Below are 16,378 nucleotides of genomic sequence, written 5' to 3'. Positions count from 1 at the left end.
GTTACTCACCCGTCCGCCGCTAATCATCGGGAGCAAGCTCCCTCAGATTCGCTCGACTTGCATGTATTAGGCACGCCGCCAGCGTTCGTCCTGAGCCAGGATCAAACTCTCCGAAAAAGAGTAAGATTAGCTCTTAAAATATTAAAAATAGAATTAACGTTGACGTATGGTTTGTTTAATTTTCAAAGAACAATCTTTTTTAGTTGTTTGAATGAAACAACTTTATTAGTATATCATCTTTTCAGCCGTTAGTCAATATTATTTTTTACTTTTTTCATATTGCTTATATTGTATTACTCTTATCGGCTGCTTTTAAATACTAACACCTTTTAATCTAATGGTCAACAAAATAGATAAACATTATTCTTGGGAATTTCACCCAGTAAAAATGCACCCTATTTGTTTATTAACAAATAGGGTGCATTTTGTTCAAATACTTAAATATAATTGGGCTTTAATACGCATTTTAAAAAGATAATGCCTCAAATATTAATGCAAAATATTATTTTATCTATTCTGCCTTATATATTTCCTCTTCGTTTAAATACCCATCTTTTACAATCGTGTCTTTAATATTCTCTTTTGTCACTGCAATCGGTTCTAACAAAATAGACGGGACATCTATTTTTCCATTAGGGGTTTTTGCTTCAGCTTTAATTTTTTCACCCTTCGCAACCATAACTGACAATTCAGCAGCTTTTGAAGCTAACAAATTAATTGGCTTATAAACCGTCATTGTTTGAGTTCCATTAGCTACTCTCTTTACCCCTTCTAGTTCAGCATCTTGACCTGAAACAGGAATTTTTCCAGCTAGCTTTACTTCCTTTAATGCATTGATAACTCCACCCGCTGTTCCATCATTCGCTGCAACGACAGCATCTATATGGCGGTTTGTCTTTTTCAATGCTGTCTTCATATTTGTTTCTGCCACAGTTGGTTTCCATTCGTCAGTATATTGATCAAATACTAGCTTTATCTTTCCGCTATCAATTAATGGTTGTAAAACCTTCATCGCACCTTCTCTAAATAGGATTGCGTTATTGTCAGATTCAGCCCCACCAATGTAGGCAAAGTTTCCCGTTGATTGCTTTTTTAATATTTCGCTGGCTTGGATTTCTCCAACCTTAACATTATCAAAAGAAATATAATAATCTACTTCAGCATTTTTGATTAAGCGGTCATAGGATATTACCTTAACACCTGCTTTATGAGCTATCTCTACAATTTTTGCAGATACTTCCGCATCATGAGGAACTACTACTAGTACATCAACACCTTCTTCGATTAGTAATTCCGCTTGCTTAATTTGCACCTCATCAATTCCATTTGCCGCGAGCGTTTTTACTTCAGCACCAAGCTTTCTAACTTGGTCTTCAAATAAGGATTTATCTTTATACCAGCGTTCCTCTTTTAGTGTGTCAATAGCAAAGCCTACATAGATAGTTTCGTCTTTTTCCTTTAAAGTCACTTTTTTAGTTTCATCAGGAGCATTGTTCTCTTTTAATCCATTAGTACATGCTGTTGTAATAATGGTTACACATAAGACCAGCATACTCATGACGATATATTTAAGTTTTTTCTTCATGATCGATCCTCCAATATCACCATTACAGCTTAAAATTCTTAATCATTTCTGACATTCGACGAACCATTACTTTTAATTTCTCAGCACTATTTGTAATGGAATCAATTCCTTGATATTGCTGATGAGCTGCTGCTGAAATTTCCTGAGCACCAGCTGCTGATTCCTCGGATATTCCAGCAATATTCTCTACTGAACCGTTTATCTCAACACTAAATGAATTAATATTAACCAATGTATTTAAAATACCGCTTACTTGATGGTTCATCTCATTTATTTTTTCCTTTATCTCGGAGAATGCTTTACCGGTTGCTTCAATTTGTTCTGACCCCTTATTAACCTCTTTAAATCCAGCTGATAATTCTCGAGACATTGTCACGGACTCATCCTTAACACTATCCACTATAGCTGTTATATTTTTTACAGAATTTGTTACTTCATCTGCTAATTTTCTGACCTCTGAGGCTACAACAGCAAAACCTTTCCCAGCTTCTCCTGCACGTGCAGCTTCAATTGATGCATTTAGTGATAAAAGATTTGTTTGCTCAGCAATAGATTTAATCACATGAACTAATTCAGTAATGGAGCTAATTTTATTATTAAGATTTTGGACTTTGTTTACGGCATTTTCAACTACTTGATTTATCACATTCATTTGATTCAGTGACTGGATCATTTGTTGATCACCTGTAGTTAATACTACATTCACTATATTAGAGTACTCATCTAACTTATCCGCATTATCTTTTGCAGCGATTAATTGATTAAGAAATGCTCTAGTGCTTTCTGATATTGTTGATACCTCTTGGGCTTGGTTACTTGTTCCTGTTGCCAACTCCTCAATTGTATAGGCAATTTGTTCACTTCCTGTTTTAACCTCTGAGGATGATTCCGCTAGTAAAAGACTATTCTCATCAATCTCCTTAGCAAGAAAGGATACTTCTAATATCATTTCTCATAAACCAACACCCATATTGTTTATTGATTTTGAGAGTATACCTATCTCATCTAAACCTTGATAGGATAACTCTTTAAACTGTAGATTCCCTTTGGCAATTTCATCACTAGTGGAAACAACTAGGCTCAACTCTTTGTTTATTTTTCTACTTATGAATAGGACAAGAGCATAAGAGATAATGATGGAGACCAAACCAGAGATTAAGAGAAGGGTAATGGTTTTATTGATGTTTCGTTCTGCAGATATCAACACTGTTCGATTGGACTCAGTAGAAATATTTTTTAATTTTTCTCCAAGCATATCTGTTTGTTCTTTCATTTGGTCGGCAGACTTTTGTAGCTCTTTAAATTCCGCCGTATTAATCTGTTGAACCTTTGGAACAATCATACTGAAAAAATATTCATCCAGTTGGTTATTATTTTTCATCATTTGATTGAAAATCGATAATTGGTTATCACTTTGTATTTTGGATTTTAATGATTTAGCAACTTCTACAAAATCTTTACTGTCATCCAAATACTCCTCAAGTCTTTTTTCATCAGAAAAAATAATATATTGAGGTATTTGCAAATACTTCTTGTTATATATCGTAACTAGCTCTGAAGCTTGGGTTGCTATATCATTTTTCTTTTTTGTGTCCACCATTGTTTCACTTGTTTTTTGGAGTAAAAAATAGGTAATTAATATCGAAAAGAGAAACGTTACAGTCACTACAGAAAGTACAATAATATACTTCCCACCAATCTTGATGTTTCTCCAAGATAGTTTTTTCACTTTCCAAACCTCCTTTAAGGCTCAAATATCTATCAATTGTTTATTTTAAAAAATGCATTAACGCTCATTCTATAAAAAACATCAAACTTAAAGTGATCCCTTTTATGCTAATATCTAAAATCATCTTTTCCCTATCCAAGAGAGATATTAATGAAGTGTTCAAAACAACAGAATTTAATAATGAAGGCTTGCTAATTGTCGAAGAGTAGATATAGGAATATACAATTAATTTTTCATCATATTAAAAGTCTCCCACTAATTACGAAAACGAGAGACTTTTTTATTTTTACTTAAGAGGAAAATTATTTAGTAATGAAAACAATGTTCTCTTCTTTTAGCTCCACATTTCCTCGCTTGTTAATGACTATCTTTTCTCCTTCAGCAAGGTTCGTAAATATAACAGGAGTAATAGTTGATGGTGCATTTTGTTTAATGTATTCCAGATTCACTTTCAATAGTGGCTGGCCTTTTTTCACGGTATCGTTTTCAGCTACTAGTGATTCAAATCCTTCGCCTCTCAGGTGAACTGTGTCAATACCTACATGAATCAAGATTTCACGGCCTGAATCAGAAAATAATCCAATCGCATGCTTCGTGTGAAATAGGTTAATTACCTTACCGTCTACAGGTGATACAATCATTCCCTCTGATGGAATGATTGCGAATCCATCTCCTAACATTTTTCCTGAAAATACAATATCAGGGACTTCAGTAATTGGTTTTATTTCTCCTTTTATTGGTGAAGCGATAGAATCAGTTATATTTATGGGTTGAACGGCCCCTACCTCAATTGATTTCTTAACCCCATGGAGCTTTTTTTGGCTAATGATGTCTTTCATTTGACCTTTGATAATCTCAGAATGCCCCCCGAATATCGCTTGAATATTATTACCAACCTCAAGAACACCAGCCGCACCCAGTTTTCTTAAACGATTTTTATCAACTTTTTTAATATCATTTACTGATACACGGAGACGAGTGATGCAAGCATCCAAATCAACGATATTTTCTACTCCACCCATAGCCAGTAAGATTTCAAATGGAAGCTCACTAGCTGAACTTTGTTCTACGGGAGTAACCACCTCTTCAGACTCATCCTCACGACCAGGAGTTTTAAGATTGAATTTACGGATTGCAAAACGAAATCCGAAGTAGTAAATTGCCGCAAATACTAAGCCTACAGGAATAATGACCCAAGCATTTGTTTGAGGGTTAATCAAACCAAATAATGTATAGTCAATTAAGCCACCAGAGAATGTCATACCAACTTTAACGTTTAATAAGTGCATAGTCATGAAAGAAAGACCAGCAAATACTGCGTGAATTCCGAATAGAGCAGGTGCTACGAAAAGAAAAGAGAATTCGATTGGTTCTGTGATACCAGTTAAGAAAGAAGTTAAGGCTGCTGATGCCATTAATCCACCAACGACCACTTTCTTTTCAGGACGAGCTTCTTGATAAATTGCCAAACATGCTGCTGGTAAACCAAACATCATGAATGGGAATTTACCTGTCATGAAAGTACCTGCTGTTAAGTTCTGTACGTTATCAGTAATTTGTGCCATGAAGATCCTTTGGTCACCATGGACTACCTGACCAGCCTTAGTTACATATTCACCAAATTCATACCAGATTGGTGTATAGAAAATATGGTGTAGGCCAAATGGAATTAAAGAACGTTCCACAACACCGAAGATGAATGCCGCTAGTGTTCTGTTTGCATCAATTACGTTAGATGAGAAGGCATTTAATCCTGATTGGATGGGTGGCCAAATGATTAACATTAGTAAACCAACAATGATTGCAGATCCAGCCGTAACAATAGGAACGAAACGTTTACCAGCAAAGAACCCTAAATAAGATGGCAATTCGATTTCAAAGAATTTATTATAAAGCGAAGCTGACAGGATGCCAATAATGATACCGCCAAATACACCGGTTTGAAGAGTTGGAACACCTAATATACTTGCATAGTTCGTTCCGTTCACATCCTTCACTTCAAGACCTAGTACCGTCCCCATTGTCACGTTCATAATTAGGTAACCAATAATAGCTGCCAACCCAGCAACACCTTCACCGCCAGATAAACCAACCGCTACCCCTACTGCAAATAGAACGGGAAGGTTTCCAAATACGATATCACCTGATTTTTGCATAACAGATGCAACCATATGGATTGCACTATTATCAATCCACGGTGCAATATCTATTAATGTAGGGTTCAATAAAGCCGCCCCTAAGGCAAGTAAAATTCCTGCAGCCGGTAATAGCGCAACTGGTAACATCAACGCTTTACCGACCTTTTGTAAAGTACCAAAAGCCTTTTTAAACATGAGGTTTTTCCTCCTATTATTCAACTCATTAGGTGTTTGCATTAGACAACAAAAAAAGGCAGGAGCAAAAAAGATTCGAAGTTGAGTCATATAGGTATACTAGCTCTATATGACTTCAACCAATTATCCTTTTCACTCATGCCTGATTGACTCAGTAACACGTAATAAGATAATAGCTATTTAATTTTTTTTTGCAGGCGTTGAAGATGCATCGTTAGATAAACAGCCTCTGCATCAAAAACAGTTTTCTTTAGCGCCTGTTGCATAACCTTAATAAGTTTCCACGAGAGATTGTAACATAGGGGATATTCCTCTTTTAGAAGGTTTGCTATTTTCTCTGGTTCTTTCACTACTTCTCCGTTCACAACTCGTTCAATTGTGAATCTTAAGTGGCGAACCAACCGCATATATTCAATACTATCCTTATCAATCTCCATATGGAAAACGTCCTCGACCATGTCAATTAATTGAGTGACTAATTGAGAATGGCGGTTTATATCGGAAATATCCCTATTCATAATTGAGCTATGAATATGAAGGGCTATAAATCCGATTTCCCCATCTGGCAAGTAGATCCCTGTTTGTTTTTCTATTAGACCTACAACTTCCTTGGCTATCTGAAATTCAAATGGATATAGCGCCTTTGTTTCAATCAAAAAGGGATTTTTCAATTCCATTCCTTTCGATAGTCTTGAAACCGTAAAGAGTAGATGGTCAGTTAAGGCTACATGGATATGTTCATTTAAGGGAGTATTAATCTTTTTCTTGATTAATTCAATTGCTGAAATAATCACTTCAAGTAGATCATTATCCAGAAAAGGAAGAAGCTTTTTATAATTTTCTTGTTCCCTCTCATTTTTTAATATAAAAAGTTTTTCCACCAATGAACGATCGATTTTTTCTCCTTGCTTACGATTAAAACCAATTCCTTTACCGATTAGAACAACTTCACCATAAGAGAGGTGATCCCCGATCAATACATTGTTGTTTAGTACTTTTGTTACTGTTAATTGATCCATACCTTCTCCTCTTTTCGACAATTTCAGCCCATTACTTCTATTATCGAAAAGGGAAAATATTTTGTCAACATAAAAAGTGAACCATATGTTGGTATGGTTCACTTTTTGCAGACCTATTTCAAGAAAATAAAGTACAAGAGGAAGATGACGAAAAAGATATACATAATTGGATGTATTTCTTTCGCACGACCTTTGACAATCAATGTAATTGGATAAAAGACAAATCCAACGGCAATCCCTGTAGCAATACTATATGAAAGCGGCATTGAAATCATTGTTAAAAAAGATGGTACTGCAATTTCAAAACGAGACCAATCTATTTTTCCAAGTGATGAAACCATTAAAACTCCAACGATGATTAATGCTGGTGCAGTTACAGCTGATGTAACCACAGATAATAATGGAAAGAAGAAAAGTGATAAAATAAAGCATAACGCTGTAACAAGTGATGCAAAACCAGTTCTCGCTCCGCTAGCAACCCCTGCGCTTGATTCAATATAAGATGTAGTGGTAGATGTACCTAGTACAGACCCAACAATTGTTGCAATAGAATCTGCAAGTAAAGCTCTTCCTGCGCGTGGCAATTTATTATCCTTCATTAATCCAGCCTGATTAGCTACTGCCACAAGTGTACCTGCATTATCAAAGAAATCAACAAATAAGAAGGTAAGAATAATTCCTAACATTGAAGTTGTGTAAAATGATGGATCACTAAAGGATGAGAAAACCGCACCAAATGTTGGATCCAAACTTGGAACCTTGTCGACGATTTTCGTTGGGGTATCGATTAAATTAAAGATCATCCCAACAATCACCGTGATAATCATTCCAATAAATACTCCGCCCTTAAATCCTCTAGTCATTAAAATAACGGTAATGATAATTCCGAAAATAGCAAGCAGCGTGTTACCACTTGTAAGGTCACCCAAGCCAACAAGTGTAGCATCATTATTTACAATAATCCCTGCATTTTGTAATCCAATAAAAGTAATGAATAAACCAATACCTGCCCCAATGGCGTGTTTCAATTCAACAGGTATGGCATTAATTAATTTCTCTCGCAAACCTGTAAGTGTAAGTAATAAGAAAAAGACCCCTGAAATAAATACTGCTCCAAGAGCATGCTGCCATGGTGCGCCACTACCCAAAACAACGGTATAAGCAAAAAATGCATTTAAACCAAGACCAGGTGCCAAAGCTAGCGGATATTTTCCAAGTAGCCCCATAATGATAGAACCTAAGGCTGCAGCTAAAGCCGTTGCAACAAATACAGCTCCATAATCCATTCTTAAAGCATCAGGTAAATCCTTTACGTCATCTAATGTGAGAGTAAGTGGGTTTACTACTAAAATATAAGCCATTGCTAAAAATGTTGTAAGTCCACCGATGATCTCACGGCGATAATTTGTTCCTAGCTCCTCAAATTGGAAATACTTTTTCATTTCTTTCCCTCCGATTAATTATGTATGACAAAATAAAAAACGCTCCAAACTACCTGGAGCGCTCAACAACAAGATTATGAAACTATTAAAGGGAAAAAGAATAGATTAATTGCATAATACAAACCCTTTAACAATCATGATTCTCGTAGTCAAGCTATTTACGGTAGCTCGGTAGAAACTTCTGGGCCATATCCCCAAGATTATACGATTAAAATCGACAATTTTCTGGTACTTTCCCATTTTAGCAACGGAATTCCTATTCGTCAATAAAAAACGAACATTTTTTTACGTTCGTTTTTTATCGTTCGTATTTAACAAGACAGTTTACATTATAATTGGATTAAAGAGGGAAAGTAAAACACATTTTACACAAAACACTATTTAACCTTTGTTTTCTTACTCCCACTCAATGGTTGCTGGTGGCTTACTTGTAATATCATATACTACACGATTAATATGGTCGACCTCATTGACGATTCGAGTAGAGATTTTCTCAAGAACTTCCCAAGGAATTCTTGCCCAATCTGAGGTCATTCCATCAATGGATGTTACTGCACGAATTCCAATCGTATAATCATATGTGCGTGCATCACCCATGACACCCACGCTTCGAATGTCAGGCAGAACGGTGAAGTATTGCCAGATATCTCTTTCTAAGCCAGCATTTTTTACTTCCTCACGTAATATCGCATCAGATTCGCGAACGATTTCTAGCTTATCCTCAGATACTTCTCCTAGAACACGGATACCAAGTCCAGGTCCAGGGAATGGTTGCCTCCAGACGATATCATCAGGAAGACCTAATTCCGTTCCAAGAGCACGAACCTCATCCTTAAATAGGGTATTTAATGGTTCAATTAATGTGAACTGCATGTCCTCTGGCAATCCACCAACATTGTGGTGAGATTTAATTGTTTGCGCAGTTGCAGTACCACTTTCAATAATATCTGTATAAAGTGTACCTTGAGCTAAGAAATCAATTCCTTTTAGCTTTGTTGCTTCATCATCAAAAACATAAATAAATTCATTTCCAATGATTTTTCTCTTTTGTTCCGGATCGCTTACACCTTTTAATTTTTGAAGGAAACGATCTTTTGCATCTACCTTTATAACCTTCATATGAAAGCCTTCTGCAAATGTCTTCATTACGCTATCAGCTTCGCCTTTGCGCAACAAACCGTGATCAACAAAAATACAAGTTAATTGATCACCGATTGCTTTATGAATTAAAACAGCTACTACTGAAGAGTCAACTCCACCGCTTAAGGCACATAATACCTGTTTTTGACCAACCGTTTCACGTATCTTCTGAATCTCAAGCTCAATGAAGTTTTCCATTGACCAATTTCCAGTACAATTACAGATTTTGAAAACGAAATTTTTCAAAAGTTCATTTCCATAAACCGTGTGTTGAACCTCAGGATGGAATTGTACTGCATATAGATTACGGGATTCATCACTCATCCCTGCAATTGGGCAGGATGGATTTGTCGCATCAACCGTAAAGCCTTTTGGTGCCTCAACAACTAAATCGCCATGACTCATCCATACAACTTGCTCTTTTGGCAGCTCTGTAAATAACTTTGTTTGGTTTTGAACATTTAGAACCGCTTTTCCATACTCACGATTTTTCGCAGGCTCAACCTTTCCATCAAAATGCGTTGTCATTAACTGCATCCCATAACAAATACCAAGTATTGGGAGACCTAAATCAAATATGGCTTCATCACAGCGAAACGCATTCTCGTCATATACACTATTCGGTCCGCCAGAAAAAATAATCCCCTTTGGATTCATTTTTTTGATTTCTTCAGCTGTCACGGTATGTGGATGTAATTCACTATACACACCAAATTCACGAATTCTTCTTGTAATTAATTGATTATACTGACTACCGAAATCCAAAACGACAATCATTTCCTGACCTTGAATCAGCGCTTCCCCAGCCAAACCAATCACCCCATTCAAATTTTTTATGAATATCTTTCCCTTTATTAAAAAAAAAACTAGAATCTACCCCAAAAACAAATCTGAAGGCAGAGTTCTAGTTTTTGACACTTGCATCTCCAATAGAATCAACTGCCTTCATAGTCAAATCATTTACGGCGACCTGGTAGAGACTCTCGATCCATATTATCGAGGATATATGAAGGAAATCTATTTATATTTGAAAGTATTGTATAATTGGATAAATTTTTGGTCAACCCTTTGTCCTTTTGATTAAATTTTCCCACAATTCTCTCAATTCAACCCAAGTTCCTTCTTCTACTTCCCCTTTATAAAGATACTGTTCATATTGAGTTGTGAGTTTTCCCATCTCTCTTGAAGAAAAGTACTGGTCGATATAGTTTGCATAATCACGAAGAGTTTGACCTGGTTTTCTTTTTAAGCCTATACGGTTTAGCTGTTTTAATAACGCTAAATAAGCCTTTACAAAATCTATATCCTTTTTTGAACGTTTATACAAAAGGATTAATACGTGTGGAATCCATTTTTGCCGAACCGTGTAGATGAATGAAGATATTAAAACCACAATTATTAATGTAATAAGAACCATTTTGAAGTTGGAAGAAATAATTGTTTTTATTTTTCCCCAAACCGAAGTGATAGATGAATCATTATTTTCTTCTAAAAGATCCTTTTGTGGTTGATTTGGTTTTTGTACTTCCGTCTTTGCCTCTTCCTCTGTGGTTTCTGTTTGGGTCTCCTTATTGTCTTCTAAATCATAGTTGAATGACACATTATTATTGAACCCTTGCGTTGGTTCAAAAGGAACCCAACCTACCTGAGGAAAATACACCTCAACCCAGGAGTGAGCATTATTATTTGTAATCTCATATTTATACAGCTTTGTTTTTCCGGCCCCTTTAAATTCTCCTTCAGTATATCCCTTTACCCATCTCGTTGGAATACCTATCGTTCTCAGCATAACGGCCATTGAAGTAGAGAAATTATCGCAATAGCCCTGTTTTGTTTCGAATAAAAACTGATCAACATAATCCTGATCCGGAGCCGGGACGGCCACTTCCTTTTGATCATAGATATAACCATTGCTGCTAAAATAGCCTTCAATCGCTAGCGCTTTATCAAACCAAGTTTTCTTTCCTGAAGTAATTTCCAAAGCCAACTCCTTAATTCGATAGGGTAAATCATGAGGTAGTTGGGTGTATTTTCGATACAGTTCAGTTTCTTCTATAATATCCATATCAACTGGCTCGGATAAAGCCTTCATGCTATATTTCGCTCTGTTATATTCGACAGAAAATCGTTTTGATAAATCATTATCATCCACAGAGACTCTATTTATTTTTTCCTTTAAGGGCTCTAAACGAAAGGAATCCTTATTATCACCTTTTATTTTTGTTATCCCTAAAGGATAAACAACAAATGGCTGATCGCGAAAGGTTAGTTGAACAAGACTCGTTTCCTTAGTTGTTGTAACACCGTTTAAATTATAAACCTCTAGGGGTACATTCTCATTTTGCTGAAAATGAATATCCTCCTGATTTTCGTTATAAACCACCCAGCCTTTTCCTGTGTAGAAAATCTTTGATTCAATCTTCCAGTAATGCTTTGAGTCAGTTTCAGCAGTAAAAACCACTTGGTCATCACCTATAAATGGGCCTCCCAAATTGGAATCATCAGACCCATAGCCAACCTTTTGAGTACCGCCAACTCCCACTCCACTCTCTTGATTTAACGATTTAATAAAAGGAACAGGATCTGGCCAAATAGGATCCTGCTTCGGAGCTGCTAATCCTACTGCAACACATACGACAATCATCACTGTTAATAGCATCATCCATTTTCGTGATAAGCTGATATCCCTTGAAATAGTCTCTCTCTCTATCAATCTATAAAAGGTCAGCATCCCCATGATGGCAAAACCTGCAATAACCGTTCGGACTATTGCCCAATCTGCTTCATAAGGAGTAAACGTATCTAAAACAGTAATGTAAATTAAAGTCATTAGGAAAAAAATAAAGATTTTCTTACGGACCACAAGCCAGTATTGAATCAAATAAGTCATCAACCATAGAACGATAAATAATAAGAGAGTTCTAAAATTATTACTCAGACTATTCCAGTCAGCATCAAAAACATATCCAATATTGTATGATATATCTTGAATCCATTCATGAATCCACTCTATATGAAGAATCGATCCCTCAAAAAATAAGCGATGAAGTACATAAATGATAAAGAGGGTTTTTATTAAAAAGGCATAAACAAAACGTAATTGAAAGTAAGACAAGATTAGGGAAATGCTGATAAATAATAGGAAAACGACCATATTCCCTGTATCCGTTAAAACCTTCAATGGCCTCAACCATTCCCATAATAGGATAAATCCAAATAAATAAAGGAAAATATTCGTAGTGTATTCTCTTTTCTTTAACAAATTCATCCTCTCTTCACCTCCGCAAACGCATCCGCAAAGAGACCCTCATGAACGGGTATAACATTTACTCCCCTTGCTATCCCTGCTTCTTTAAGGGATATCTCTTGATTTGTAATCTTTTCCTTTCCCTCTTTTATTAAGAAAATCGTTATGATGCCCTTTCTTTGGGCAATCACTCCTGCATAATCGATTAATTTCTTAGATAATTGTGCTGTTACAATCATAAGGCTAACCTTTTGCTGCGTGAACATTGAATCCATTTCTAGAACCTTATCCAGTGAGGATGGACAATCATCCTTTATTTTCGCTAGATGGTAAAAGACTTTTAGCTGCTGACTATCGCCCCCGTTGATAGGAATGACCACTCTTTTTGAACCTACAGTGTGCAGTCCAACCTCTGCGCCCTTTCGCAGGATGCCACGAACAATCGATGCTGTAAAGGATACGATAATCTCAAATCTTTTGTCCTGAGCACAGTCCATTATGATATAAACATCATGAGATTGTCTCTGTTCAAATTCCTTTGTCATAATATCGTTTCTTTTGGCAGAGGCCTTCCAATTTATCCATGAGAACCGATCACCTGGATGGTATTCTCTTACTCCAACCGCCATAGAGGTATCTCTTTGAACCCTTTCCCTAGATGCTGTCATCCCCTGATCATAAGGATTTGAAAAAGGCCGGTAAGAAAGCTCCTCATACTTAGGATAAACTACAATTCTATCCTCTAATGGGATTCGTACTTCTTTCTCAAATAACGAAAGGGGATCACCAATTCTCAATATAACATCTTTAAAAAAATGCTCTCCTCTTGGAACATTTACAATCTCATAATCGAATATTAATTCCTTTTGAAAGTTTGGGAATAATAAAGTCTTTGCTTCTTTTTTATTAAGGTCAAATAATAATGAATCACTAATGCAGTCTTCAATGACTAGGAAAAATAATGGGAAGGCTGAATGTCTATGTATTTTCATGGTGATTTTTATTTTTTCTCCAGCTCTATAATCTCTCTTTAGCAAGAACCGCTCCACCCTTACCTTTTTTAACGGATAAAAGGCAAGAAATAACCCGTATATTGCCAATGGCATAAAGCTATAAAATAAAAACCAGCTTACGAATCCACCTTGAAACATCGCATATGAAAAGGTAATTAAACTAAGAATGATGAGAAGAAGTAATTTCCATACAGGCTTAAATTTCTTCAGATAGTTCTTCATTTTTTAGTACCTTTGAATAGGGACTGGTACTCGAGAGATTATGCGCTGAATGATATCTTCTGCGGTTATTCCCTCAAACTTAGCTTCAGATTTTAATATCATGCGATGTGAAAAGACAGCAGGGGCCAATCTTTGAATATCATCCGGAATACAGTAGTCTCTTCCATACATATAGGCATACGCTTGAGCAGCCTTCATTAAAGCGATGGACCCACGTGGACTAGCACCCAAATAAATATTCCCATGTCCCCTCGTTTGGTTAGCTATATCGACAATATATCTTTTGATGGTATCATCAACATGTACTTCTTTTATTAGATGCTGTAAAGCGATTAATTCATCTAAATGAATCACTGGCTGTAGTTCCTCAATGGGTGCAATCCCTTGCGCCCGATGCAATACTTCCATTTCTTCATCAATTTCCGGATAGCCCATCTTTAGCTTAAGCATGAATCGGTCTAGCTGAGCTTCGGGTAGTGGATAAGTGCCCTCATATTCAATTGGGTTTTGTGTTGCCATGACAAAGAAGGGTTTCTCAAGTCTATAGGTAACGCCATCAATCGTAACACTCCCCTCCTCCATTCCTTCTAATAAAGCAGATTGGGTTTTTGGAGAGGTTCGATTAATTTCATCTGCTAGTATAATGTTACCCATAATCGGACCAGGTCTAAATTGAAATTCCATCTCCTTTGGATTATAAATGGATACCCCCGTAACATCTGAAGGAAGTAAATCTGGTGTAAACTGAATCCTTCGGAACTGTGCATTGACAGATTTTGCAAGAGCTCGAACCATCATTGTTTTCCCTACACCAGGAACATCCTCTAGTAATACATGTCCTCCAGCAAGCAAAGCAACTATACTAAGCTCAGTTACATCCCTCTTCCCAATCATGACCTTCTCTATGTTATTGATTATTTTTTCTATCGTTGGATTCATATTATCTCTTATCATTGTGCTCCCCCTTATCTGCACCACATTCTTTTAAAACATCTAATAAATTGAAAGATTTTAAAAACTCAATATATATATTCGCTTACTTTATATGAAATCCCTGTAATATTGTAAAATAGTAATTGATTTCGCCTTAATTAATGACGATTAACAGCCTATAAAGGTTTCAATTTTCCATAAAGAGTTTTTTATGGAAAAAAATTAAGCTGCCCCATAAGGTGTGTTCGGCACCCTATGAGACAGCCCAGAATTAAAACTGCAAAATTTTTTTCTTAAAAACAATATATTTTTGACCAAAGTAATTGCTGATCGTATAGATTCCTGTTCCTAATAGGATTGCAACGTCCTTTTGTAGTTCATTGCTTAAGAAAAAATATTTACCGAGAGAATGAGAGAACAGGTCACTTAAAGAATATGAACAAAAATAACATAATAAGATCACTACAATAAATTTTATAGATCCTTTTCCGTAAGTAACTCTGCTTTCAAAGGTAAAACTCCGATTTAATAAAAAACTGACACAAGCCCCAATCGAATTTCCAATAAAGGTTGATATCCAATAGGGTAGATGCAGAAAATGAATGGAAAGGAGCATAATGGATAGCCCAATAATTGTATTCACTACTCCAACGCACAGGAAGCGAATAAATGAATTAGTTCGTTTTAGGTAGGTTTTGAAGCTCATATTCATCTGTATCTCTTTCCATTTCCTGATGATGATTTAAATGCTGTGGAACAGGAATATGAAAGGAATCAATATCCACTATATACCTTGGACGCTGCTTAGTTTCCTTGTATACCTTCCCTACATACTCACCAATAAGCCCAATAGCAATCAGCTGCAATCCCCCGATCAACCATATAGAGGCGATAATTGAGGTCCACCCGGAAACAGTGTTACCCAATATTTTCAATCTAATGAAATAAGCACCAAATAATAGACTGATAAAAAAGGAAAGAAAACCTAAGATTAATACAAAACGAATCGGGGTAACTGAAAATGATGTAATTCCATCAAACGCAAATGCTAGCATCTTTTTCAAAGGATATTTAGATACCCCTGCCGCTCTTTCCTTTCGATCATAGTAAACTGAAGTGGACTGGAAGCCTATGAGTGGTACGATCCCCCTCAAGAACAAATTCACTTCCCCAAAACGTTCAAGCTCATACAAGGCACGCTTACTCATGAGTCGATAATCTGCATGATTGTAAATTAAATTAACTCCCATTTTCCTCATTAGCTTATAAAAGCCTTGTGCTGTGTGGCGTTTAAAGAAGGTATCTGTATCCCTTTTATTTCGCACACCATATACAATTTCGTACCCCTCATTATACTTTTCAACAAACTCCTGAATGACATGAATATCATCCTGAAGATCTGCATCAATGGAAACAACACAATCAGAATAATCTCTAGCGGTAAACAAGCCAGCTAATAATGCATTTTGATGGCCGACATTTCTCGCTAATTTCAACCCCTTCACATATTCATTATGAAGGGATTCCTTATATATCATGGACCATGTATCATCCCTACTCCCATCATCCACAAACAAAATTCGGCTGTTTTCAGAGATTAACTTAATATTAATCAAACGTTTGATTAAATAAGTTAACTGACTAAACGTTTCAGGCAAAACCTCTTCTTCATTAAAACAAGGGACCACTATCGTAAGCACTGGTGTCATCATCAT

General features: G+C 36.1%; 12 protein-coding genes and 2 riboswitches. All 12 genes read right to left on the bottom strand.

Features of this window, described 5'->3' with window-relative positions; translation table 11 throughout:
* Positions 1–511: 511 nt before the first annotated feature.
* On the bottom strand, positions 512–1,585 hold the full coding sequence (locus BQ6100_RS04370) for a sugar ABC transporter substrate-binding protein (RefSeq protein ID WP_075980526.1): 1,074 nt from the start codon (positions 1,583–1,585) through the stop codon (positions 512–514).
* 22 nt (positions 1,586–1,607) lie between these two features.
* Complete coding sequence (locus BQ6100_RS21660; RefSeq protein WP_390622433.1) at positions 1,608–2,237, bottom strand: methyl-accepting chemotaxis protein; 630 nt, start codon at positions 2,235–2,237, stop codon at positions 1,608–1,610.
* A gap of 300 nt (positions 2,238–2,537) precedes the next feature.
* Positions 2,538–3,314 carry a methyl-accepting chemotaxis protein gene (locus tag BQ6100_RS21655; RefSeq protein WP_235816482.1) on the bottom strand — a complete coding sequence of 259 codons (777 nt, stop codon included), beginning with the start codon at positions 3,312–3,314 and terminating at the stop codon, positions 2,538–2,540.
* 302 nt (positions 3,315–3,616) lie between these two features.
* Positions 3,617–5,647, bottom strand: a complete 2,031-nt coding sequence (gene ptsG, locus BQ6100_RS04360; RefSeq protein WP_075980525.1) for a glucose-specific PTS transporter subunit IIBC — start codon at positions 5,645–5,647, stop codon at positions 3,617–3,619.
* 176 nt (positions 5,648–5,823) lie between these two features.
* Positions 5,824–6,666 (bottom strand): glucose PTS transporter transcription antiterminator GlcT, encoded by an 843-nt coding sequence (gene glcT / locus BQ6100_RS04355; RefSeq protein ID WP_075980524.1) that lies wholly within the window; start codon positions 6,664–6,666, stop codon positions 5,824–5,826.
* Between the two features lie 113 nt (positions 6,667–6,779).
* Positions 6,780–8,108, bottom strand: a complete 1,329-nt coding sequence (locus tag BQ6100_RS04350) for an NCS2 family permease (RefSeq protein ID WP_075980523.1) — start codon at positions 8,106–8,108, stop codon at positions 6,780–6,782.
* 126 nt (positions 8,109–8,234) lie between these two features.
* A riboswitch (purine riboswitch) is annotated at positions 8,235–8,336 on the bottom strand.
* Between the two features lie 168 nt (positions 8,337–8,504).
* Entirely contained in the window at positions 8,505–10,025 is a 1,521-nt protein-coding gene (guaA, locus tag BQ6100_RS04345) for a glutamine-hydrolyzing GMP synthase (RefSeq protein ID WP_173719891.1), read from the bottom strand.
* A 151-nt stretch (positions 10,026–10,176) separates the two neighbouring features.
* Positions 10,177–10,278, bottom strand: a riboswitch (purine riboswitch).
* Positions 10,279–10,308: 30 nt separating this feature from the next.
* A complete protein-coding gene (locus BQ6100_RS04340) occupies positions 10,309–12,516 on the bottom strand; it encodes a DUF4129 domain-containing transglutaminase family protein (protein ID WP_075980521.1) in 2,208 nt (735 codons plus the stop codon).
* A complete protein-coding gene (locus tag BQ6100_RS04335; protein WP_075980520.1) occupies positions 12,513–13,730 on the bottom strand; it encodes a DUF58 domain-containing protein in 1,218 nt (405 codons plus the stop codon). The genes BQ6100_RS04340 and BQ6100_RS04335 overlap by 4 nt, the downstream gene beginning before the upstream one ends.
* Positions 13,731–13,733: 3 nt before the next feature.
* Positions 13,734–14,684: an AAA family ATPase gene (locus BQ6100_RS04330; protein ID WP_075980519.1), complete on the bottom strand. Its 951-nt coding sequence runs from the start codon at positions 14,682–14,684 to the stop codon at positions 13,734–13,736.
* Between the two features lie 250 nt (positions 14,685–14,934).
* The gene (locus tag BQ6100_RS04325; RefSeq protein ID WP_075983434.1) at positions 14,935–15,369 is read right to left on the bottom strand and encodes a GtrA family protein; all 435 of its coding nucleotides are present in this window, start codon (positions 15,367–15,369) and stop codon (positions 14,935–14,937) included.
* Positions 15,338–16,375: a glycosyltransferase gene (locus tag BQ6100_RS04320; RefSeq protein WP_075983433.1), complete on the bottom strand. Its 1,038-nt coding sequence runs from the start codon at positions 16,373–16,375 to the stop codon at positions 15,338–15,340. Before BQ6100_RS04320 ends, BQ6100_RS04325 begins: the two co-directional genes overlap by 32 nt.
* Positions 16,376–16,378 lie beyond the last annotated feature (3 nt).

Origin of the sequence: Bacillus massilinigeriensis, from assembly GCF_900117315.1 — a bacterium.
Taxonomy (GTDB): Bacteria; Bacillota; Bacilli; order Bacillales; family Cytobacillaceae; genus Bacillus_BE; species Bacillus_BE massilionigeriensis.
Note: the sequence above shows the minus strand (reverse complement) of the source record. Positions and strands in the feature narration are given on the sequence as shown.